Origin of the sequence: Candidatus Poriferisocius sp., from assembly GCF_965204015.1 — a bacterium.
Taxonomy (GTDB): Bacteria; Actinomycetota; Acidimicrobiia; order Acidimicrobiales; family Bin134; genus Poriferisocius.
Map to the genome: position 1 here is coordinate 2,418,707 of NZ_OZ241965.1, position 18,018 is coordinate 2,436,724.

An 18,018-nucleotide genomic window follows, 5' to 3' on the forward strand; every position below is an offset into this window, starting at 1 on the left:
CCGAGGTCGGGGGAACACGCCGTGACCAGCGCCGGACCACCGCGACAATGCCGCACATCTCTCCCCAGGTTAGTGGCCAACCCGTGAAATGACTTGCCGAGCGCCCTCAGGCCGCAGGGTTCAGGTGCCTATCGCCTTGGCGACGTTGGCGGCGATGGATTCTGCGATCTGCGAGGTTTCGGCTTCGACCATTATTCGGATGACGGGTTCGGTGCCGGAGGGGCGGACTAGGACTCGGCCGCCGGTGCCGAGTTCTTGTTGGGCGGCGGCGGCGGCGGCCGACAGGCGCTGCTCGTCGATGGAGTCGGGGTCGATGGCCACGTTGTGGAGGACCTGGGGCATCTTGGTCATGGCCTCAGCGGCCAAGTCCCTGAGCGGCAAGCCTCGGCGGGCGACCACGTCGAGGAGCTGCAACGCGGTGACCAGGCCGTCGCCGGTGGTGGCCAAAGCGGGGAAGATCACGTGGCCCGATTGCTCGCCGCCCAGCGCCCAGTCGCCGTCTTGGAGCGCAGCCCAAACATGACGGTCGCCCACCGGGGTAGTCACCACGTTGATGTCCTGTTGGGCCATGGCCCGGTGGAAGCCCAGGTTGGTCATCACCGTTACCACCACGGTGTCGCCTGGCAGCCGACCCTGTTGGTGGCGGTCGGCCGCGCAGATGGCGATGATCTGATCGCCGTCGACCAGTTCGCCAGTGTGGTCCACCGCCAACACCCGGTCGGCGTCGCCGTCGAAGGCGAGGCCCAAGTCGGCCTTCTGCCGGCGAACTGCCTTGGCCACTGTTTCAGGGCGGGTAGAACCGCATCGGTAGTTGATGTTGCGTCCGCTGGGGGATGAGTTGATGACGGTGACGGTCACACCGTGAGCCTGGAGCGGACCGGGGACCACGGTGGTGGCTGAACCGTGGGCCGCGTCCACCACCACACTGAGGCCGCGTCCGTCAAAATCAACGGTGTCGGCCACTGCGTCTTGGTAGTCCTGCAACAGCTTTGAGCCATCGGAGGTTCGCGGCGGAGCGCCGAGCGCGGTCACTGTGCGGCGATCGGAATCGTCCAGGGTGGACTCCAAGGCAGCTTGAGACTCGTTGTCGAGCTTCAGGCCCTCGGGGCCGAATAGCTTGACGCCGTTGTCGTGCCACGGATTGTGCGATGCCGAGACCATGGCCCCGGGGGAGCGGTTTCTGGCCGCGGCCCACGCCACCGCCGGAGTGGGGGCAACCCCCAAGTCAATGGTGGGAACTCCGACCACGCTGAATCCGGCGGCCAAAGCCGCGGCGAAGTCTGGGCTGGACTCTCGGGTGTCGCGGCCGATGATTACCGGGCCAGAAGGATTGAGGACTTCGGCCGCCGCTTGGGCCAGCCGAACGATGTCGTCGGGTAAGAGCTCTTCATAGGCTCGTCCCCGAACCCCGTCGGTTCCAAAGCGCAGCACGGGAGGGCTTAGCTCCTGGAAAGCAGGCCGCTGGCCATCCCGCTTAGCGCTTGGAGTACTGGGGTGCCTTGCGGGCTTTCTTCAGGCCGTACTTCTTGGATTCCTTCTTGCGGTCGTCGCGGGTCAGGAATCCCTCCTGCTTGAGCACTTCCCTCATCTCAGGGTCCAAGGCCACCAGCGCCCGGGAAATGCCCAATCGCAGGGCTCCGGCCTGGCCGTTGGCTCCGCCGCCGTGCATGTTCACGTCGATGTCGTACATCTCGGCGGTGTTGGTGACCCGAAGGGGGGCCATGTACGCCATTCGATGGCTCCGGGAGGGGAAGTAGTCGTCGTCCTTGCGCCCGTTGACGGTCACCTGTCCGGTGCCGGGGCGAAGCCGGACGCGGGCCACAGCTCGTTTGCGGCGTCCAGTGGCCTGGGTCAAAGGGGCGGACATCACGAGTCTCCGATGTGAGATCGAGCACCAGCAATCTCCAAAGGCTGGGGCTTCTGGGCTTCATGGGGATGGAGTGGTCCGGCGTAGACCTTGAGCTTGCGGAGCATTTGGCGGCCGAGACGGTTCTTGGGGAGCATCCCCCGCACGGTGCGGCGCACGGCCTCGGCGGGCTGGGTCTCCAACAGGTGTCCGTAGCTGGTTTGGCGCAGACCGCCGGGAAAGCCGGAGTGGCGGTACACCTGCTTGTCGGTGGTCTTGCTGCCGGTGAGCACCACCTTCTCGGCGTTCACAATGATCACGTGGTCACCGGTGTCGAGGTGGGGCGTGAACCCGGGCTTGTGCTTGCCCCGCAAAACGCTGGCCACCTCGGTGGCCATCCGACCGAGGATGAGACCCTCGGCGTCCACGACGTGCCACGCGCGTTCGATGTCTTTGATTTTCGGGGTGTAGGTGGGCATCGGGTTTCCTTCGGACGCGATCCCGGAAAGGCAATGATACGGCCCACACCGGGAGAGTGACAACTGCCCCAGCGAGGGTTGCGCCCAACGATTTACGGATAGGAGACCGACCACAGGCAGAGGCCGTGAGGCGGGGCCAGGTTGGGGACTTCGGCGCGGTCTTTGGCGGCCAGGATGGCGGCCATGGCTTCGGGGGGGCGGCGAGCGGCGCCGATATCCACCAGGGTGCCGGTGATGGAGCGGACCATCTGGTGGCAGAAGGAGGAGGCCTCGATTTCGAAGCGCACCAGGCCTTGGTCGGCTTTGTGCCACTTGGCCCGACAGACATTGCGCACCCGGGACTTCTCCGTGCCGTCGGCGGTGTGCTGGCGGCGGCAGAACGAGGAGAAGTCGTGCTCGCCCACAATGGCAGTGGCCGCCTCGTTCATGGCGTCGATGTCCAACGGCTGGGGGCAGTGCCAGGCGGTGCCGGCCAGAAACGGATCGGGCACGTCCCGGTTCAAGACGGTGTAGTGGTAGGTGCGACTGTTGGCGTCGAAGCGAGCGTCGAAATTGTCGGCAGCGGCCTCTATGTCGCGTACCACGATGGCCGGGGCCAACATGCGGTTTACCGCGGTATGAGCACGGAGGAGGTCGGCGTCGTCGGGAGCGTCGAAGCTCACCACCTGACCCCAAGCATGGACGCCGGTGTCGGTGCGGCCAGCGCAGGTCAGCTCGACCGATTGGCGCAGGCAGCGGGAAAGGGCATCGGTGAGATCGCCCCCAACCGTGCGGACTCCTTCGTTGACGGCGAATCCGTGGAACGACTCGCCGTGGTAGGCGACCGTTGCTCGTACCCGCACGGCCGCTGGGGAGCTAAACCAGCTCGATGCGGGCCATGGGGGCGTTGTCGCCATAGCGGGGCCCCAGCTTGAGAATGCGGGTATAGCCGCCGGGCCGGTTGGCATAGCGGGGGCCGATGTCCACCATGAGCTTGTCGGCGATCTCCGGGTCCCCCAGGTGGGCCAGGATCTGACGGTGGTTGTGCTGTCCGCCCTTCTTGGCCTTGGTGATGAGCTTCTCCGCCACCGGGCGCATGGCCTTGGCCTTGGCCTCGGTGGTGGTGATGGCCTCGGCGGCGATCAGCGAGGCCACCAAGTTTGCCATCATCAGCTTTTGGTGCTGCGAGCTGCCGCCGAAGCGGCGTCCTTTGCGGGGTCGTCCGGGCATGGTGTTCCCTGTTCTACGACCGGGGGCCGGCCAGGGCGAGGCCCCGCTCGTCCAATTTCTCGTTGACCTCGTCCAGCGATTTCTGGCCAAAGTTGGTGATGGCCAGCAACTCGTCCTCGGTGCGGGCCAGCAATTCGCCGATCATGTTTATCTGGGCTCGCTTGAGGCAGTTGCGAGGCCGTTCGGAAAGCTCCAGGTCTTCGATGGGCAAATCCAGGTCGGGGGCGCCGGCGAGAGCACTGCCCGCTTCTGCCATGCCCAGCCCCTGGGGCTCGTCGCTCATCTCCTCCACCAACTGCACCAGGGTGCGCAGGGTGGCACCGGCCGAGGCCAGAGCATCCTGGGGTGTTATGGAGCTGTCGGTCTCGATGTCGAGAACCAGCCGGTCGAACTCGGTGGACTGCTCCACTCGGGTGGGTTCAACGTTGTAGGTCACCCGGCGCACGGGGGAGAAGATGGAGTCGATGGGGATGACCCCGATGGTGGAGTCCTCCTTGTTGGTCTCGGCTGAGACATAGCCCCGTCCCTGGGAGACGGTGATGTCCAGGGCCAAGCGGGCCTTGTCGTTCAACCGGGCGATGACCAGTTCAGGGTTGAGCACCTCGACATCGGGGTTGACGGCCAAGTCCGACCCGGTGAGCTCGCCGGGGCCCCGCTGGTCGATGCGGAGCTCAACCGGTTCTTCGCTGTGGCATCGCAGGACGAGATCCTTCAGGTTCAAGATGATGTCGGTTACGTCCTCAGCCACACCGGTGATGGTGTCGAACTCGTGGAGGGCGTCGTCGAAACGCACCCGGATCACGGCCGCGCCGGGGATCGACGACAGCAGTGCTCGGCGCAGCGAGTTGCCGAGGGTGTGCCCGAAGCCAGGCTCCAGTGGGCCGATGGCAAACCTCTGGCGATTGTCTTCCGGCTCGGTAACGGACTCCACGGTGGGTCGTTGCATTACCAGCATGATCCGGCTCCCTCAGTTCTTGGGCTTGAAGTAGTGATGGTCAACTTGCTCGGTTATTGGAATGGCGGTCGAATTTGGCTTACTTGCTGTAGAGCTCGACGATGAGCTGCTCTCTCACGGGCACATCGATCTGCTCGCGCAGCGGGGCGTCTCGCACGGTGGCTTCGAGGCCGTCGTCGCTCCGGCTCAGCCAGGCGGGCGGAGTGCGGTCGAGCACATCCAGGTTCCACGTCACCACGATCATCTCCTTGGCCTTGTCCCGCAGCGACAGCACGTCGTCCTTGCGGAGCCGGTAGCTGGGGATGTTGACCCGGCGGCCGTTCACGTTGATGTGGCCGTGGGAGACGAACTGGCGGGCCTGGGGGCGGGTGGCGGCCCAGCCGAGGCGGTACACCACGTTGTCGAGCCGCAGCTCCAAGAACCGCAGCATGTTCTCGCCGGTGACCCCCTTGTGGCGGGCCGCCTCCTTGAAGATGTTGCGGAACTGGCGCTCGTTGAGGCCGTAGGTGTACCGGGCCTTCTGCTTCTCCTGAAGCTGGAGCAGGTACTCGGACACGTTGCCCCGGCGCCGGGACCTTCCGTGTTCGCCCGGGGGATAGGGGCGCCGCTCCAGGGCGATGGTCTCGCCCTTGGTGCCCCATACGTTCACGCCGAGGCGCCGGGACACCCGGGATCGCGGGCCGGTGTAGCGGGACATGTCAGACCCTCCGCCGCTTGGCCGGGCGGCAACCGTTGTGGGGAATGGGGGTGACGTCTTTGATGCCGGTTATCTCGATGCCCACTCCCTGAAGCGACCGGATGGCGGTCTCGCGGCCCGAGCCCGGCCCGCGGACTTCCACGTCTACTTTCCGTACCCCGTGCTCCATGGCCTTGCGGCCGGCCTGCTCGGCGGCCATCTGGGCGGCGAACGGGGTGGACTTGCGGGACCCCTTGAATCCGACATTGCCGGCTGAAGCCCAGGAGATGACGTTGCCCTGCTGGTCGGCAATGGTCACGATGGTGTTGTTGAAGGAGCTCTTGATGTGAGCCACCCCGTAGGAGATGTTCTTGCGCTCTCGACGGCGGGGTCGACGCCCTGCGGCTGATGGCTTGGCCATTAGCGAAAAATCCCTTCTCGTCTCACTTCTTCATCGCTCACTTCTTCATAACCTTTTTCTTGCCGGCGACGGTCTTCTTCGGGCCCTTGCGGGTCCGGGCGTTGGTATGGGTGCGCTGGCCGCGCACGGGGAGCCCCCGGCGATGGCGCAGCCCCTGATAGCAGCCGATTTCCATCTTGCGCTTGACGTCTTGGCTGGTCTCCCGGCGAAGGTCGCCTTCCACCCGGAGACTGCCCTCGATGTAGTTGCGCAGTCGGGCCACCTCTTCATCGGTGAGGTCGCGCAGTCGGGTGCTCTCGTTGATATCGGTCTCGGAGCAAACCTGGCGGGCCAAAGACGGCCCGATGCCATAGATGTAGGTAAGCGAAACCACGGTCCGCTTCTCCCTCGGGATGTCGACGCCGGCGATACGAGCCACAGTTCAGCCCTGCCGCTGCTTGTGTCGGGGGTTGGAGCAGATCACCCGCACTCGCCCATGACGGCGTATGACTCTGCACTTGTCGCAGATTTTCTTGACGCTGGGACGGACTTTCACGGTGTGCCTTTCGATGATCCGTTGTGCTGGCTGGCTATTTGTATCGGTAGGTGATCCGGCCCCGCTGAAGGTCGTAGGGGGTCAATTCCACTTGGACCCGGTCGCCGGGGAGGATTCTGATGTAGTGCATCCGCATCTTGCCGGAGATGTGGGTCAGCACCTTGTGCCCGTTCTCGAGTTCGACCCGGAACATGGCGTTGGGAAGAGACTCGGTAACCGTCCCTTCCATGATGATGGCGTCTTCCTTGTTTTTCGCCAAGGGCGACCTCTCCTGACGTCTTGGCAAGCTGGTGCGGCGAACCGCGCGAATATCGGCCCACTAAGAGAGCCGAATGACTATGCTATCTGGCCCTTTCGATGCGAACAAACTGCTAGAGAGCATCGATGACCTCGGCGAGGCGGGCAAACACCTCGTCTTCAGTGCCCAGCCCGTCGACCACGGTCAAACTCCCCCGCTCCTTGAACCAGGCCAGCAATGGAGCGGTTTCAGCCTCATAGAGCTCCAGCCGGCGGGCGATGGTCTCGGCGGTGTCGTCGGCTCGGCCCCGGGCCAACATCCGCTCGGTGACCTCGTCACTGGGCACGTCGAGGTTGATGGCCAGGTCGGGCCCGTTCCCGCCGGTGATCTCGGCCAGGGCGTCGGCCTGGGCGGTGGTGCGGGGGAAGCCGTCCAACAGCACACCGTTGGCACCGATGTCGTCGTCGGCCAACCGTTCATCGACAATGCCGATCATGATGTCGTCGCCCACGAGGTCGCCGGCATCCATCACCGCCTTGGCCCGCAGACCCAAATCGGTGCCCGCGTCCACTGCGGCCCGAAGCATGTCGCCGGTGGATACGTGGATCACGCCATAGCGTTCCGCCAGCAATGCGGCCTGGGTGCCTTTGCCTGACCCTTGACGCCCCAAAATGACCAAGACTTTGGGCATTACTTCAAGAAGCCCTCGTAGTTTCTCATCATCAGCTGGCTGTCGATCTGTTTCATGGTTTCCAGCGCCACGCCCACCGCGATGAGCACGGAGATGCCGCTGAAGCTATAGGCGGTTGCGCTCTGGCTGGGGATGTACTGGGAGAGGGCGATGGCGGGGATGACGGCCACCGCGGCGATGAACAGCGCCCCGGGCAAGGTGATGCGCGACAGGATGCGGCCCAGGTAGCGCTCGGTCTGGCGGCCCGGTCGGATGCCGGGGATGAACCCGCCCTGCTTGCGTATCTGGTCGGCCTGCTTGACCGGGTCGAAGGTAATGGCGGTGTAGAAGTAGGCGAATCCCACGATCATCAGGGCGAATACGATCAGGTACACCGTGTCGGCCGGATCGCCCAAGTGGGTGTTCACCCAGCTCTGGACGCTTTCTCCCCAGGTGTTGTGGTCGGGGTTGGAATCAGACGGCAGCACCGCGGCCAAAAGGATCGGCAGGTACAAGACCGAGCTGGCGAAGATGATGGGGATAACACCCGACTGGTTCACCTTTAGCGGGATGTAGGTGCTCTGGCCGCCGGCCATGCGCCGGCCCACCACCCGCTTGGCGAACTGCACCGGTATCTGTCGCTGGCCGTTCTCCACGAACACGATGGCTACCAAGAGGGCCAAGTACATGAGGGCGATCACGAACACCGCGCCCCACCCCTCGGACGCCTTCACCAGCGAGAACTGGTTGGGGATGGTGGACACCACCGAGGCGAAGATGATCAGCGACATGCCGTTGCCGATGCCCTTTTGGGTGATGAGTTCGCCCATCCACATCAACAGAGCGGTGCCGGCGGTGAGGGTGAGCACCACCAGGAATACCCGCGGGGCGGTGAAGTTGGGCAACAGGTCGATGGCCTGGTTGGCGTTGCCGCCCGTCAGGCTGAGCCCGCCGCCTCCGTTGTGGAACAGGAAGGAGAACGAGGTGGCCTGGATGATGGCGATGGCGATGGTCAGGTACCGGGTCCACTGGGTGATCTTGCGCTGGCCCACCGCGCCCTGGTTCTGCCACTGCTCGATGCGGGGGATCACCACGCCCAGCACCTGCATGATGATGGATGCGGTGATGTAGGGGAAGATGCCCAGGGCGAAGATGGCGAACTGCGACAAGGCACCGCCGGAGAAGAAGTTCAACAACCCGGTAACGCCGCCGGCATCAGCCTGGTTGCGGAGCTGATCGACGGCGTCGAGGTCGACGCCGGGCGAGGGGATGGCCACGCCGAGTCGGAAGATGACCAGCATCGACAGGGTGAACAGGATCTTGTTCCGAAGATCTGCGACCCGGAACATATTCGTCACCCTGGTGAGCACGGCGTCTCCTACCCCATCGACCTTGTCAGGCTTCGGCTATCGGTTGGTTAGGGCGTTGCCCTTGGCCGGGGGCCGCCCGGTGAAGGGCTTGGGCAACACCTCTACGCTACCGCCTGCGGCGGTGATGGCCGCTTTCGCCGACTCGGAGAATCCGTGGGCCTTTACGGTGACCGCTCGGGTCAGCTCACCTCGGCCCAGCACCTTGGCCAATGCGCCCTTGTGCAAAAGCCCGTGCTCGTGCAGGACTTCAGGAGTGATCTCGTCGAGCCCGGTGGCCTCGATCACGTCCAGGTTGATGGCCTGGTACTCCACCCGAAACGGGTTCTTGAACCCCCGCAGCTTGGGCACCCGGCGGGCCAGTGGCATCTGGCCGCCCTCGAAGCCGACGGGGATCTTGCTCCGAGCCCGCTGGCCCTTCATGCCCCGGCCCGCGGTCTTCCCGCCCTTGCCGGCGATGCCCCGAGCTTTGCGCTGCGGCCGCTTGCGAGAGCCGGGAGCTGGTTTCAGATCGTGGACCTTCATGATTCGTCGGTCTCCTCCCAAGAAATCAGGTGGGCCACCTTGTCGATCATCCCCCTGATCTCAGGGGCGTCCGGCAGGGTGTTGGTCTGCCCGATGCCCCGCAAGCCCAATGCCCGCAGCGTGCCCCGCTGCTTGGGCCGTGTGCCAATCTGCGAACGAATCTGGGTGACCTTGATAGCCATGGCGCCTACTCCTCGTCTTCCACCGCGGCGGCGGCCGCGGCGGCGGATGTGCGCTCCGATTCCCGATAGGCGGCCAGCAGTCCGGCGGGCACGAACTCGTCGGCCGGAATGCCCCGGTGGCGGGCCACCTCGTCGGGGCGCTTGAGGGCCTTGAGTCCGGCAATGGTGGCTCGGGCCACGTTGATGTGGTTGGGCGAGCCCAGCGACTTGCACAGCACGTCGCCGATGCCAGCCTCTTCCAAGATGGCCCGAGCGGCGCCACCAGCAATCACGCCGGTACCGGGGGCAGCCGGCTTGAGCAGCACCCGCCCGGCCCCCATCTCGCCGATAACCGGATGGGTGATGGTGGAGGAGGCCAGCGGTACCCGGAACAGGTTGCGGCGGGCTTCCTCGGTGCCCTTCTGAATGGCCAGGGGCACCTCTTTGGCCTTGCCGTAGCCCAGCCCGACCCGTCCCGCGCCGTCGCCGATCACCACCAGGGCGGTGAAGGAAAACCGGCGTCCGCCCTTGACCACCTTGGCCACCCGGTTGATGTTTATGACCCGAGAGTCGCGCAGCTGGGCGTCGCCGGTTGGAGTTGGGGTTGAGGTATCAGTCATCAGAACTCCAGTCCAGCTTCTCGAGCTGAATCAGCCAGGGCGGCAACTCGTCCGTGGTAGCGGAAGCCGCCCCGGTCGAACACCACCGCAGTGATGTCCTTCTCTTTGGCCCGTTCGGCGATGAGCTTGCCCACCACCGCTGCCCCGGCCATGTTGCCAGTCGGCCCGGACCGCAGCTCAGACTCGGTTGTGGAGGCCGACGCGATGGTGTGGCCCGCACCGTCGTCGATGAGTTGGGCGATGATGTGGCGGTTTGACCGGTACACGGCCAAGCGGGGACGTTCGGCGGTGCCTTGGATCTTCTTGCGGACCCGGCGATGGCGCCGGACCCGGCTCTGGTGCTTGTGCTTGACGCTGCTCATGTCTCTTCCCGTGCCCTACTTGGCCGCTTTACCGGCTTTTCTAATGATCCGCTCTCCGGCGTAGCGGATGCCCTTGCCCCGATAGGGCTCAGGCTTGCGGATGGACCGGATGTCGGCGGCCACTTGGCCGACTGCTTGTTTGTCGAAGCCCAGCACGTGGATGCTCGTCTGGTTGGGCACCTCGAACGTCACGCCGTCAGGCGCCTCGACGTACACCGGGTGGCTGAACCCCAACTGCAACTCGATCTTGCCGGCGCCTTGGGCGATAGCCCGATAGCCCACCCCCACGATCTCGAGTTCTTTGCGGTAGCCCTCGCTGACACCGGTGACCATGTTGGCCAACAGCGACCGGCTCAGCCCGTGCAGCGCCTTGGTATTGCGCTGCTCGTCGGCCCGCTCGACGACGACGAACCCGTCCTCGATTCGAGCCGAGATGGTCTCGGGAAGGTCGTGCTCCAGTGAGCCTCGTTTGCCGGTAACCGTGACATGGGCGCCGTCGATGGCGATGTCCACGCCGTCGGGCACCGGTATGGGGTTCATTCCAACTCGTGACACCGCGGGCCTCCTACCAGACCACGCAGACGACTTCGCCGCCGATGCGGCGGCGGCGAGCCTCGCGGTCGCTCATCAATCCCTTGCTGGTGGACACGATGGCCACCCCCAGCCCGCCGAGCACCCGGGGGATGCCGTCCGACTTGGAGTAGACCCGCAGGCCGGGCTTGGACACCCGGGTGATCCCGGAGATGACCCGCTCCCGCTGGTCGGAGTACTTCATGTCGATGGTGAGGGTCTGCCCGGGGCCGCGCTCGGCCTCGGCCACCTCGAAGTTGTCGATGTAGCCCTCTTTCTTCAGGACGCCGGCCAGCGCCACCTTCATCTTGGAGGACGGCATCTTCACCTCGTCGCGCATGGCGGTGTTGGCGTTGCGGATGCGAGTCAACATGTCGGCGATGGGGTCGGTCATAGTCACAGTCGCATCACCTCACCAGCTCGCTTTGGTCAGGCCGGGGATCTCGCCGGCGTGGGCCAGCTCCCTCAGGCATACCCGGCAGAGGCCGAATTTGCGGTACACAGCCCGGGGGCGGCCGCAACGGCGACAACGGGTGTAGGCCCGCACCTTGAACTTGGGCGTTCGCTGTTGTTTTTGGACAAGTGCCTTTTTTGCCATTGAGTTACTGTTCCTCGGCTTGGAATGGGAACGAGAAGGCCTCGAGCAGCGCTCGGCCCTCCTCGTCGGTGCTTGCGGTAGTGACGATCGTGATGTCCATGCCCCTGACGGTGTCGATGGAGTCGTAGTCGACCTCAGGGAAGATGAGCTGCTCGGTGACCCCGAACGAGTAGTTGCCGTTCCCGTCGAAGGATCGGGGCGAGAGGCCGCGGAAGTCCCGGATGCGGGGAATGGCCAGGTTGATGAGCCGGTCCAGGAATTCCCACATGCGGGGACCTCGGAGGGTGACCTTGGCCCCGATGGGGTTCCCCTCGCGGATCTTGAAGTTGGCGATGGACTTCTTGGCCCGAGTGATAATGGGGCGCTGTCCGGCGATGATGGTCAGGTCGGCCACCGCTCCATCGAGCAGCTTGGCTTGGGCCACGGCTTCGCCCACGCCCATGTTCAAGACGATCTTCTCGAAGCGGGGCACCTGCATGACGTTGTCGAGCTCTAGATCCTCTTTGAGCTGGTCGCGGATCTCTTCCCGGTACAGGGTTTGGAGCCGGGGGGCGGCTGCGGTTGCGGCGGCCATTACAGATCAACTCCGGTACGACGGCAGACTCGGATCTTTCGGCCGTCGGTGTCGAAGCGGTATCCCACTCGGGTGGGGCGGCCGTCGGCGGGGCTGATCACGGCCACATTGGAGACCTTGATGGGCATCTCCTTGTCGATGATGCCGGTCTGCATGATCCCCTGGCGGGGACCCTGGTGCTTGGTGGCGATGTTCACGCCGTCCACGATCACCGTCCCCTCAGTGGGAAAGGCGAACATGACTTCGCCTTCCTTGCCCCGGTCTTTTCCGTTGAGCACCCGGACTCGGTCTCCTTTGCGAATCTTCATGGCAGCTACAGCACCTCCGGTGCGAGCGACACAATGCGCATGAACCGCTTGTCCCGCAGCTCCCGCCCCACCGGGCCGAAAATGCGGGTTCCCCGCGGCTGGAGCTGATCGTTGATGAGCACGGCGGCGTTCTCGTCGAAGCGGATGTAGGAGCCGTCCTTGCGCCGCTTCTCCTTCTTGGCCCGGACCAGCACGCAGCGCACCACGTCGCCCTTGCTGACTGCGGCACCGGGCATGGCGTCTTTGACGGTGGCCACAAACACATCGCCGATGGTGGCGTAGCGCTTGCGGGAGGAGCCCAGCACCCGAATGCACAGCACCTCTTTGGCCCCGGAGTTGTCGGCCACTTTAACCCGGGTTTCTTGCTGGATCATCGTGCCCGCTCCACTACTTCGAGTAGCCGCCACCGCTTGTTCTTGGACAGCGGACGGGTTTCCTGGACCCGCACCCGGTCGCCCACCGCGAGCTGGTTGGTCTCGTCGTGGACGTACAAGCGGGTGGTACGCCGCACGGTCTTGTTGTATCGGCGATGGCGGACGCGATCGGTAGTTGACACCACCGCGGTCTTGTCCATGGCAACCGACACCACCATTCCCTCCCGCACCTTGCGGCCGTTGGGCCGGGGGGCGGGCTGCGCTTCCGTCGTCGGATCAGAAATTGTGGGGTCAGACATTTTCAGCCTCCAGGGCTTCGGCAGCTTCGATCTCCCGCATGCGCAACTCGGTCATGGCCCGGGCCACTTCCTTTTTGGCCTGCTTAAGGCGGGCGGTGTTGTCCAAACGACCGGTGACGATTTGGAAACGGAGCTTGAACACCTCTTCTTTGGCCTCGTCCAGCCGCTCGATGAGCTCGGCGTCGCTGAGGCCTTGCCAGGTCGCTTTGCGGGCCATCGCTACCACCCTTCCCGGCGCTCGACGAAACGAGCCTTGACGGGGAGCTTCTGGATTCCCCGCTCGATGGCCGTGCGGGCCATCTCTCGGTCGTGGTAGGAGAGCTCGAACAGGATGCGGCCGGGTTTCACCACGGCCACCCAGCGCTCCGGGTTGCCCTTGCCCGAGCCCATGCGGGTCTCTGCCGGTTTCTCGGTAACCGGCTTGTCGGGGAAGATGTTGATCCAAACCTTGCCGCCCCGGCGGATGTGCCGGGTGATGGCGATACGGGTGGCCTCGATCTGCCGGGCGGTGATCCACCCCGGCTCCAGGGCCTGAATGCCGTACTCACCGAAGTTCACGCTGGTCGCACCCTTGGCGTGGCCCTTGGTGCGGCCGCGATGGTGTTTGCGGTGCTTGACCTTCTTGGGCATCAACATGGCTCGTCAGTCCCCATCGCCTGGCCGGAAGTGCGGTGTCTCGCGGTGCTCGCGAGTGGTGCGGAGGATGTCCTCCTCCTCCTCGAGCAGCTTCTCGAACTCGGGGTCGGCCTCTTTGATCAACGGGGCGGGCTCTTCGGTTTCCTCAGGGCGGTCCACATCCCCCTGGCGCCGGGCCGCCGCCGACGACACCACAGTCCGGGGCCTCTGCGAGCCGGAGGCTTCCCCGACTGCCATGGCCGCCTCGCGGCTGATCTTGTCTTCGGCCTGAGTCTTGTAGGGCAATATGTCGCCCTTGTAGATCCACACCTTCACCCCAATGCGGCCGTAAGTGGTGTGAGCCTCTCGGAAGCCGTAGTCGATGTCGGCCCGCAGGGTGTGCAGGGGAACTCGGCCTTCCCGGTACCACTCGGTGCGGGCCATCTCTGAGCCGCCCAAGCGGCCCGAGCACTGCACCCGAATGCCGAGAGCTCCGGCCTTCTGGGCATTTTGGACCGCTCGCTTCATGGCCCGGCGGAAGGCCACTCGGTTGGCCAGCTGGTCGGCCACTCCCTGGGAGATGAGGGCGGCGTCCAACTCGGGCTGCTTGATTTCCTGGATGTTGAGCTGCACCCGGTTGTTGCCGGTGATCTTGGCCAGGCCGTTGCGGAGCCGGTCGGCTTCGCTGCCTCGCCTACCGATGACGATTCCCGGCCGGGCGGTGTGGACGTCTACCCGCAGTCGGTCGCGGGTGCGCTCGATTTCGATGCGGCTGATGGCGGCGTGAGGCAGCTCCGACATCAAGTAGTCGCGAACCTTCCAGTCCTCGATGATGAAGTCGCCGTACTCCCGCCGGTTGGCGAACCAACGCGACTTCCAGTCGGTGGTGACCCCGAGTCGGAACCCGTAAGGATTGATCTTCTGGCCCATCAGGATTCCTTCTCGTCTTCTTCTTCGGCTTCGGTCTCGGTCTCGTCGTCTTCTTCGGCGACAGCTTCGGCGTCGGTCTCGGCCTCTTCAGTCTCTTCTTCGACGACAGCTTCGGCGTCGGTCTCGGCCTCTTCAGTCTCTTCTTCGACGACAGCTTCGGCGTCGGTCTCGGCCTCTTCGGTCTCTGCTTCAGAGACAGCCTCGCCTTCATCCTCGAACGCCTCTGCGTCCTCGTCGAGCTCTTCGAAGTCGTCTTCGAAGTCGTCGACGTCGTCGGTCGCCTCGAGATCGTCCTCGTCATGATCTTGGTGTTCGGCCCGCTCGGCGTCGCGCTCTCGGCTGGCCGCCACCCGCCGCCGGCGAGCTTCGGCGGCCGAGCTGCGCCGACCGGTGCCCTTCAGGGCCATGCGGGCGTCGATGGCAGCCAATTCCTCATCGGAGTAGCGGGCCACAACCACGGTGATGTGGCAAGTCCGCTTGCGAATGCGGGTGGCCCGGCCCCGGGCTCGGGGCCGCCAGCGCTTCAGCGTGGGGCCCTCGTCGGCGTAGCAGGCGGCGATGAACAGCTCGTCGCCGTCGAGCTCGTCGTTGTGCTCGGCGTTGGCCACCGCGGAGTCGAGGCACTTGGCGATGGTGTCGGAGATGCGCCGCTCCGAGAAGGTCAGAATCTCCCGGGCTTCGGCGTATGACTTCCCTCGCACCAGGTCGAGCACTTCCCGGGCCTTGAAGGCCGAGGAGCGCACGTACTTGGCCACTGCCCGGCTGCCCGGCCGGGTCTCGGCGCCCACGGTGACCGCGGTCATCAGCGACGGACTCCCCGCTCTTGGCCGGCGTGGGCCCGGAATGTGCGGGTGGGGGCGAACTCGCCCAGCTTGTGACCCACCATCGACTCGGTGATGTAGACCGGCACGTGCTTGCGGCCGTCGTGGACCGCGATGGTGTGGCCCACCATGTCGGGGATGATGGTGGAACGGCGGGACCAAGTGCGGATGACCTGCTTGGTGTTCTCGTCGTTGAGCGCGTCGACTTTGCGCAGTAGGTGGCCGTCGACGAACGGGCCTTTCTTCAAACTCCTGGGCATAAGGGGTCCCTCCTTTCGGTCTCGCGTCCTAGCGACGCCCGCCGCGGGTGCGGCGCCGTCGGATGATCATCTGTTGCGACTTCTTCTTCTTGTTGCGGGTGCGGCCTTCGGGCTGGCCCCACGGAGACACGGGATGGCGTCCGCCCGAAGACTTGCCCTCGCCGCCGCCCAATGGGTGGTCAACCGGGTTCATGGCCACGCCCCGGGTCTGCGGTCGCACTCCCTTCCAGCGGGCGCGGCCAGCTTTGCCCAGCTTGACCAGCTCAGCCTCGGCGTTGCCCACCGATCCCACGGTGGCCCGGCAGTCGATAGGCACTCGGCGCATTTCAGTGCTGGGTAACCGGATGGTGGCGAAACTGCCCTCTTTGGCCACGAGCTGGGCGCTGGCGCCGGCGGAGCGAGCCATGCGAGCACCCCCGCCGGGTTTCAATTCCACTGCATGCACGGTGGTGCCCACCGGGATGTAGCGCAGCGGTAGGGCGTTGCCTGGCCTGATCTCAGAACCGGGGCCATTTTGCAGAACATCGCCCACGCCGACGCCTTCCGGGGCCAACACGTAGCGCTTTTCTCCGTCGTGGAAGTGGAGCAACAGGATCCGGCAGTTGCGGTTGGGGTCGTACTCCACCGAGGCGACCGTGGCCGGGACGCCGTCTTTCGTCCGCTTGAAATCAACGATCCGGTAGCGCTGCTTATGGCCTCCGCCCCGATGGCGGGCGGTCTTGCGACCATGGTTGTTGCGACCGCCGGTGCTGGACTTCTTGGCCACCAACGACTTCTCGGGCTTCGAGGCGGTGATGCTGGAGAAGTCCGACACCGTCTGAAAGCGGCGTCCGGGGCTGGTGGGATTGCGTCTACGTACTGCCATGGCGTTCCCTAGAGGTCGAACAACTCGATTTGGTCGCCTTCAGCGAGGGTGACCAATGCCCGCTTGGTGTCGGGCTTGCGGCCGAAGGTGGGACTGCGCCGATTGCGGCGGCGCTTACCCTTGCGATTCATGGTGTTGACCTTGACGACGGTGACATCGAACAAGTTCTCAATGGCGTCTTTGATCTCAGGCTTGGAGGAGTCGGGGTGAACCCGGAAGGTGTAGACGTTGGACTCCAGCAGCTCGTAAGACTTCTCGGAGACCACCGGGGCCAACACGACGTCGCGGGGATCCTTCATGATTCATCCCCCTCGTCGGCGACGGGTTCGCCAGCCTCGACCTCGGCTGGCGCAGTGGAGGGCAGGGTGTCGAGGGTGAACACGACCACATCGGACACCAACACGTCGTAGGCGTTCAGCTCTTCGGGGCTGATGAGGTGGACTTGGGGCAGATTGGCGAAGCTCTTCCACACTTCCCGCTCATCGCGTTGGGCCACCAAAAGAACCCGTCCTTCGGCCTTCAACGCCGCGAGCGCAGCGACTGCGTCCTTGGTGCGTGGGGATTCGAACCGCCAGCGGTCCACCACCACCACCTTCTCGTCGCGGGCCCGATCAGACAGTGCCGATCGAAGAGCTAGGCGGACCATCTTCTTAGGCGTGCGCTGGCGGTAGCTCCGCGGCTTGGGTCCGAGGGCAACGCCCCCTCCCCGCCATTGGGGATTGCGAGTCGAGCCGTGACGGGCCCGGCCAGTGCCCTTTTGACGCCACGGCTTGCTGCCACCGCCCCTGACCTCAGATCTGGTCTTGGTGCTCTGGGTGCCCCGGCGCCGGGCCGCCAACTGGGCGGTGACCACCTGGTGCATCACGTATACGTTGGGCTCGATCCCAAATACCTCGGGGTCCAAGTCCACCGACCCGGTTTTCCGCCCAGAAGAGGGGTTGCGAACGGTGACGGTGGTCATTTCGCTCCGTTCTTGATTGCGCTGCGGATCAACACGGTGGATCCTCTTCGCCCCGGAACCGACCCCTTCACCAGGATCAAATCGTTCTCGCTGTCTACCCTCACCACCTGGAGGTTGAGCGTGGTGACCTTCTCGGCGCCCGCCCGCCCGGGCATCTTCTTGCCTCGGAAAATCCTGGACGGCGTGGCGCACTGGCCCACGGCGCCGGGCTTGCGGTGAACTTTGTGGGCACCGTGGCTAGCCTTTTGACCGCTGAAGTTGTGCCGCTTCATCACGCCGGAGAAGCCCTTGCCCTTGCTGACGCCGGTGACATCCACCAGCTCGCCCCCGTCGAACACGTCGACCCCGATCTCCTGGCCGGCTTCGTAGGTGCCCACGTCGTCGAGTCGCAGCTCAACAAGCGTGCGGCCCGGGGCAACCCCGGCCTTGGCCAAGTGGCCTCGCTCCGGTTGGGTCAGCCGATCGGGACTCTGGGTTCCAAAGGTCACCTGAAGGGCGGAGTAGCCATCGGTCTCCGGCCGTTTGACCTGCACGATGCGGCAGGGCTCCACCCGCAGCACGGTGACGGGAACGACGCGGTCGTCCTCGTCCCATACCTGGGTCATTCCTAGTTTTTCGCCGACAATCGCCTTGGCAACCATCGCGACCCTGCCTTCACGCGAACGCTCCGCACGGGTGCAGACCCATCATGTGGGACTTTCCGGCGGAGCGGGCTTCGGTTGTGCCGTCCGGTTCCCCGAGCAGGGTGATTGTCCCTGCAGGCCTAGACGGACGTCGTT

General features: G+C 64.9%; 32 protein-coding genes and 1 pseudogene. All 33 read right to left on the reverse strand.

Annotated features, from left to right (window positions below; translation table 11 throughout):
- Positions 1 to 120: 120 nt before the first annotated feature.
- The gene (gene glmM / locus ACOGJC_RS10795) at positions 121 to 1,431 is read right to left on the reverse strand and encodes a phosphoglucosamine mutase (RefSeq protein WP_419845000.1); all 1,311 of its coding nucleotides are present in this window, start codon (positions 1,429 to 1,431) and stop codon (positions 121 to 123) included.
- Positions 1,432 to 1,474: 43 nt separating this feature from the next.
- The gene (gene rpsI / locus ACOGJC_RS10800; RefSeq protein ID WP_419845001.1) at positions 1,475 to 1,867 is read right to left on the reverse strand and encodes a 30S ribosomal protein S9; all 393 of its coding nucleotides are present in this window, start codon (positions 1,865 to 1,867) and stop codon (positions 1,475 to 1,477) included.
- Positions 1,867 to 2,325: a 50S ribosomal protein L13 gene (rplM, locus tag ACOGJC_RS10805; RefSeq protein ID WP_419845002.1), complete on the reverse strand. Its 459-nt coding sequence runs from the start codon at positions 2,323 to 2,325 to the stop codon at positions 1,867 to 1,869. The genes rpsI and rplM overlap by 1 nt, the downstream gene beginning before the upstream one ends.
- A gap of 92 nt (positions 2,326 to 2,417) precedes the next feature.
- Positions 2,418 to 3,167, reverse strand: coding sequence for a tRNA pseudouridine(38-40) synthase TruA (truA, locus tag ACOGJC_RS10810; RefSeq protein WP_419845003.1), 750 nt, complete (start codon positions 3,165 to 3,167; stop codon positions 2,418 to 2,420).
- Between the two features lie 16 nt (positions 3,168 to 3,183).
- Positions 3,184 to 3,534, reverse strand: a pseudogene (gene rplQ / locus ACOGJC_RS10815) (50S ribosomal protein L17); the annotation flags it as partial.
- Positions 3,535 to 3,547: 13 nt separating this feature from the next.
- On the reverse strand, positions 3,548 to 4,489 hold the full coding sequence (locus ACOGJC_RS10820) for a DNA-directed RNA polymerase subunit alpha (protein WP_419845004.1): 942 nt from the start codon (positions 4,487 to 4,489) through the stop codon (positions 3,548 to 3,550).
- Positions 4,490 to 4,568: 79 nt separating this feature from the next.
- Positions 4,569 to 5,186, reverse strand: coding sequence for a 30S ribosomal protein S4 (gene rpsD, locus ACOGJC_RS10825; RefSeq protein ID WP_419845005.1), 618 nt, complete (start codon positions 5,184 to 5,186; stop codon positions 4,569 to 4,571).
- Position 5,187: 1 nt separating this feature from the next.
- The gene (gene rpsK, locus ACOGJC_RS10830) at positions 5,188 to 5,586 is read right to left on the reverse strand and encodes a 30S ribosomal protein S11 (protein ID WP_419845006.1); all 399 of its coding nucleotides are present in this window, start codon (positions 5,584 to 5,586) and stop codon (positions 5,188 to 5,190) included.
- A gap of 37 nt (positions 5,587 to 5,623) precedes the next feature.
- The gene (gene rpsM / locus ACOGJC_RS10835; protein WP_419845007.1) at positions 5,624 to 6,004 is read right to left on the reverse strand and encodes a 30S ribosomal protein S13; all 381 of its coding nucleotides are present in this window, start codon (positions 6,002 to 6,004) and stop codon (positions 5,624 to 5,626) included.
- A 3-nt stretch (positions 6,005 to 6,007) separates the two neighbouring features.
- Positions 6,008 to 6,121 carry a 50S ribosomal protein L36 gene (gene rpmJ / locus ACOGJC_RS10840; protein ID WP_419845008.1) on the reverse strand — a complete coding sequence of 38 codons (114 nt, stop codon included), beginning with the start codon at positions 6,119 to 6,121 and terminating at the stop codon, positions 6,008 to 6,010.
- A 34-nt stretch (positions 6,122 to 6,155) separates the two neighbouring features.
- Positions 6,156 to 6,380 carry a translation initiation factor IF-1 gene (gene infA, locus ACOGJC_RS10845; protein WP_419845009.1) on the reverse strand — a complete coding sequence of 75 codons (225 nt, stop codon included), beginning with the start codon at positions 6,378 to 6,380 and terminating at the stop codon, positions 6,156 to 6,158.
- A gap of 112 nt (positions 6,381 to 6,492) precedes the next feature.
- Positions 6,493 to 7,050, reverse strand: a complete 558-nt coding sequence (locus tag ACOGJC_RS10850) for an adenylate kinase (RefSeq protein WP_419845010.1) — start codon at positions 7,048 to 7,050, stop codon at positions 6,493 to 6,495.
- Positions 7,050 to 8,399 (reverse strand): preprotein translocase subunit SecY, encoded by a 1,350-nt coding sequence (gene secY, locus ACOGJC_RS10855; protein WP_419845011.1) that lies wholly within the window; start codon positions 8,397 to 8,399, stop codon positions 7,050 to 7,052. The genes ACOGJC_RS10850 and secY overlap by 1 nt, the downstream gene beginning before the upstream one ends.
- Before the next feature lie 36 nt (positions 8,400 to 8,435).
- Entirely contained in the window at positions 8,436 to 8,921 is a 486-nt protein-coding gene (gene rplO / locus ACOGJC_RS10860) for a 50S ribosomal protein L15 (RefSeq protein ID WP_419845012.1), read from the reverse strand.
- Positions 8,918 to 9,103, reverse strand: a complete 186-nt coding sequence (gene rpmD, locus ACOGJC_RS10865; RefSeq protein WP_419845013.1) for a 50S ribosomal protein L30 — start codon at positions 9,101 to 9,103, stop codon at positions 8,918 to 8,920. The genes rplO and rpmD overlap by 4 nt, the downstream gene beginning before the upstream one ends.
- A 5-nt stretch (positions 9,104 to 9,108) precedes the next feature.
- Positions 9,109 to 9,702, reverse strand: a complete 594-nt coding sequence (gene rpsE / locus ACOGJC_RS10870; protein ID WP_419845014.1) for a 30S ribosomal protein S5 — start codon at positions 9,700 to 9,702, stop codon at positions 9,109 to 9,111.
- Entirely contained in the window at positions 9,702 to 10,064 is a 363-nt protein-coding gene (gene rplR, locus ACOGJC_RS10875) for a 50S ribosomal protein L18 (protein ID WP_419845015.1), read from the reverse strand. Before rplR ends, rpsE begins: the two co-directional genes overlap by 1 nt.
- Positions 10,065 to 10,079: 15 nt before the next feature.
- Positions 10,080 to 10,619 carry a 50S ribosomal protein L6 gene (gene rplF, locus ACOGJC_RS10880; protein WP_419845016.1) on the reverse strand — a complete coding sequence of 180 codons (540 nt, stop codon included), beginning with the start codon at positions 10,617 to 10,619 and terminating at the stop codon, positions 10,080 to 10,082.
- 10 nt (positions 10,620 to 10,629) lie between these two features.
- Entirely contained in the window at positions 10,630 to 11,034 is a 405-nt protein-coding gene (gene rpsH / locus ACOGJC_RS10885; RefSeq protein WP_419845017.1) for a 30S ribosomal protein S8, read from the reverse strand.
- 12 nt (positions 11,035 to 11,046) lie between these two features.
- Entirely contained in the window at positions 11,047 to 11,232 is a 186-nt protein-coding gene (locus ACOGJC_RS10890; RefSeq protein ID WP_419845018.1) for a type Z 30S ribosomal protein S14, read from the reverse strand.
- Between the two features lie 4 nt (positions 11,233 to 11,236).
- Entirely contained in the window at positions 11,237 to 11,806 is a 570-nt protein-coding gene (gene rplE / locus ACOGJC_RS10895) for a 50S ribosomal protein L5 (RefSeq protein WP_419845019.1), read from the reverse strand.
- Complete coding sequence (rplX, locus tag ACOGJC_RS10900) at positions 11,806 to 12,114, reverse strand: 50S ribosomal protein L24 (protein WP_419845020.1); 309 nt, start codon at positions 12,112 to 12,114, stop codon at positions 11,806 to 11,808. The genes rplE and rplX overlap by 1 nt, the downstream gene beginning before the upstream one ends.
- A 5-nt stretch (positions 12,115 to 12,119) precedes the next feature.
- Positions 12,120 to 12,488: a 50S ribosomal protein L14 gene (gene rplN / locus ACOGJC_RS10905; protein WP_419845021.1), complete on the reverse strand. Its 369-nt coding sequence runs from the start codon at positions 12,486 to 12,488 to the stop codon at positions 12,120 to 12,122.
- Entirely contained in the window at positions 12,485 to 12,787 is a 303-nt protein-coding gene (rpsQ, locus tag ACOGJC_RS10910) for a 30S ribosomal protein S17 (RefSeq protein WP_419845022.1), read from the reverse strand. The genes rplN and rpsQ overlap by 4 nt, the downstream gene beginning before the upstream one ends.
- Complete coding sequence (gene rpmC, locus ACOGJC_RS10915) at positions 12,780 to 13,004, reverse strand: 50S ribosomal protein L29 (RefSeq protein WP_419845023.1); 225 nt, start codon at positions 13,002 to 13,004, stop codon at positions 12,780 to 12,782. The genes rpsQ and rpmC overlap by 8 nt, the downstream gene beginning before the upstream one ends.
- Positions 13,005 to 13,006: 2 nt before the next feature.
- Positions 13,007 to 13,423: a 50S ribosomal protein L16 gene (gene rplP / locus ACOGJC_RS10920; RefSeq protein ID WP_419845024.1), complete on the reverse strand. Its 417-nt coding sequence runs from the start codon at positions 13,421 to 13,423 to the stop codon at positions 13,007 to 13,009.
- Positions 13,424 to 13,429: 6 nt separating this feature from the next.
- Entirely contained in the window at positions 13,430 to 14,332 is a 903-nt protein-coding gene (rpsC, locus tag ACOGJC_RS10925; protein ID WP_419845025.1) for a 30S ribosomal protein S3, read from the reverse strand.
- Positions 14,332 to 15,135 (reverse strand): 50S ribosomal protein L22, encoded by an 804-nt coding sequence (gene rplV / locus ACOGJC_RS10930; RefSeq protein ID WP_419845026.1) that lies wholly within the window; start codon positions 15,133 to 15,135, stop codon positions 14,332 to 14,334. Before rplV ends, rpsC begins: the two co-directional genes overlap by 1 nt.
- Positions 15,135 to 15,413 carry a 30S ribosomal protein S19 gene (gene rpsS / locus ACOGJC_RS10935; protein WP_419845027.1) on the reverse strand — a complete coding sequence of 93 codons (279 nt, stop codon included), beginning with the start codon at positions 15,411 to 15,413 and terminating at the stop codon, positions 15,135 to 15,137. The genes rplV and rpsS overlap by 1 nt, the downstream gene beginning before the upstream one ends.
- A gap of 28 nt (positions 15,414 to 15,441) precedes the next feature.
- The gene (gene rplB, locus ACOGJC_RS10940; protein WP_419845028.1) at positions 15,442 to 16,278 is read right to left on the reverse strand and encodes a 50S ribosomal protein L2; all 837 of its coding nucleotides are present in this window, start codon (positions 16,276 to 16,278) and stop codon (positions 15,442 to 15,444) included.
- A gap of 8 nt (positions 16,279 to 16,286) precedes the next feature.
- The gene (gene rplW, locus ACOGJC_RS10945) at positions 16,287 to 16,577 is read right to left on the reverse strand and encodes a 50S ribosomal protein L23 (protein WP_419845029.1); all 291 of its coding nucleotides are present in this window, start codon (positions 16,575 to 16,577) and stop codon (positions 16,287 to 16,289) included.
- Positions 16,574 to 17,239, reverse strand: a complete 666-nt coding sequence (gene rplD / locus ACOGJC_RS10950) for a 50S ribosomal protein L4 (RefSeq protein WP_419845030.1) — start codon at positions 17,237 to 17,239, stop codon at positions 16,574 to 16,576. Before rplD ends, rplW begins: the two co-directional genes overlap by 4 nt.
- Positions 17,236 to 17,880 carry a 50S ribosomal protein L3 gene (gene rplC / locus ACOGJC_RS10955; protein WP_419845031.1) on the reverse strand — a complete coding sequence of 215 codons (645 nt, stop codon included), beginning with the start codon at positions 17,878 to 17,880 and terminating at the stop codon, positions 17,236 to 17,238. The genes rplD and rplC overlap by 4 nt, the downstream gene beginning before the upstream one ends.
- Between the last annotated feature and the right edge of the window lie 138 nt (positions 17,881 to 18,018).

What these genes read in the sequence shown, in the direction of transcription:
- rpsI (WP_419845001.1), bottom strand. Translation starts at nt 1,867, where the DNA reads ATGTCCGCCCCTTTGACCCAGGCCACTGGACGCCGCAAACGAGCTGTG.
- rplM (WP_419845002.1), bottom strand. Translation starts at nt 2,325, where the DNA reads ATGCCCACCTACACCCCGAAAATCAAAGACATCGAACGCGCGTGGCAC.
- ACOGJC_RS10820 (WP_419845004.1), bottom strand. Translation starts at nt 4,489, where the DNA reads ATGCTGGTAATGCAACGACCCACCGTGGAGTCCGTTACCGAGCCGGAA.
- rpsD (WP_419845005.1), bottom strand. Translation starts at nt 5,186, where the DNA reads ATGTCCCGCTACACCGGCCCGCGATCCCGGGTGTCCCGGCGCCTCGGC.
- rpsK (WP_419845006.1), bottom strand. Translation starts at nt 5,586, where the DNA reads ATGGCCAAGCCATCAGCCGCAGGGCGTCGACCCCGCCGTCGAGAGCGC.
- ACOGJC_RS10850 (WP_419845010.1), bottom strand. Translation starts at nt 7,050, where the DNA reads ATGCCCAAAGTCTTGGTCATTTTGGGGCGTCAAGGGTCAGGCAAAGGC.
- rplO (WP_419845012.1), bottom strand. Translation starts at nt 8,921, where the DNA reads ATGAAGGTCCACGATCTGAAACCAGCTCCCGGCTCTCGCAAGCGGCCG.
- rpmD (WP_419845013.1), bottom strand. Translation starts at nt 9,103, where the DNA reads ATGGCTATCAAGGTCACCCAGATTCGTTCGCAGATTGGCACACGGCCC.
- rpsE (WP_419845014.1), bottom strand. Translation starts at nt 9,702, where the DNA reads ATGACTGATACCTCAACCCCAACTCCAACCGGCGACGCCCAGCTGCGC.
- rplR (WP_419845015.1), bottom strand. Translation starts at nt 10,064, where the DNA reads ATGAGCAGCGTCAAGCACAAGCACCAGAGCCGGGTCCGGCGCCATCGC.
- ACOGJC_RS10890 (WP_419845018.1), bottom strand. Translation starts at nt 11,232, where the DNA reads ATGGCAAAAAAGGCACTTGTCCAAAAACAACAGCGAACGCCCAAGTTC.
- rplE (WP_419845019.1), bottom strand. Translation starts at nt 11,806, where the DNA reads ATGGCCGCCGCAACCGCAGCCGCCCCCCGGCTCCAAACCCTGTACCGG.
- rplX (WP_419845020.1), bottom strand. Translation starts at nt 12,114, where the DNA reads ATGAAGATTCGCAAAGGAGACCGAGTCCGGGTGCTCAACGGAAAAGAC.
- rplN (WP_419845021.1), bottom strand. Translation starts at nt 12,488, where the DNA reads ATGATCCAGCAAGAAACCCGGGTTAAAGTGGCCGACAACTCCGGGGCC.
- rpsQ (WP_419845022.1), bottom strand. Translation starts at nt 12,787, where the DNA reads ATGTCTGACCCCACAATTTCTGATCCGACGACGGAAGCGCAGCCCGCC.
- rpmC (WP_419845023.1), bottom strand. Translation starts at nt 13,004, where the DNA reads ATGGCCCGCAAAGCGACCTGGCAAGGCCTCAGCGACGCCGAGCTCATC.
- rplP (WP_419845024.1), bottom strand. Translation starts at nt 13,423, where the DNA reads ATGTTGATGCCCAAGAAGGTCAAGCACCGCAAACACCATCGCGGCCGC.
- rpsC (WP_419845025.1), bottom strand. Translation starts at nt 14,332, where the DNA reads ATGGGCCAGAAGATCAATCCTTACGGGTTCCGACTCGGGGTCACCACC.
- rplV (WP_419845026.1), bottom strand. Translation starts at nt 15,135, where the DNA reads ATGACCGCGGTCACCGTGGGCGCCGAGACCCGGCCGGGCAGCCGGGCA.
- rpsS (WP_419845027.1), bottom strand. Translation starts at nt 15,413, where the DNA reads ATGCCCAGGAGTTTGAAGAAAGGCCCGTTCGTCGACGGCCACCTACTG.
- rplB (WP_419845028.1), bottom strand. Translation starts at nt 16,278, where the DNA reads ATGGCAGTACGTAGACGCAATCCCACCAGCCCCGGACGCCGCTTTCAG.
- rplW (WP_419845029.1), bottom strand. Translation starts at nt 16,577, where the DNA reads ATGAAGGATCCCCGCGACGTCGTGTTGGCCCCGGTGGTCTCCGAGAAG.
- rplD (WP_419845030.1), bottom strand. Translation starts at nt 17,239, where the DNA reads ATGACCACCGTCACCGTTCGCAACCCCTCTTCTGGGCGGAAAACCGGG.
- rplC (WP_419845031.1), bottom strand. Translation starts at nt 17,880, where the DNA reads ATGGTTGCCAAGGCGATTGTCGGCGAAAAACTAGGAATGACCCAGGTA.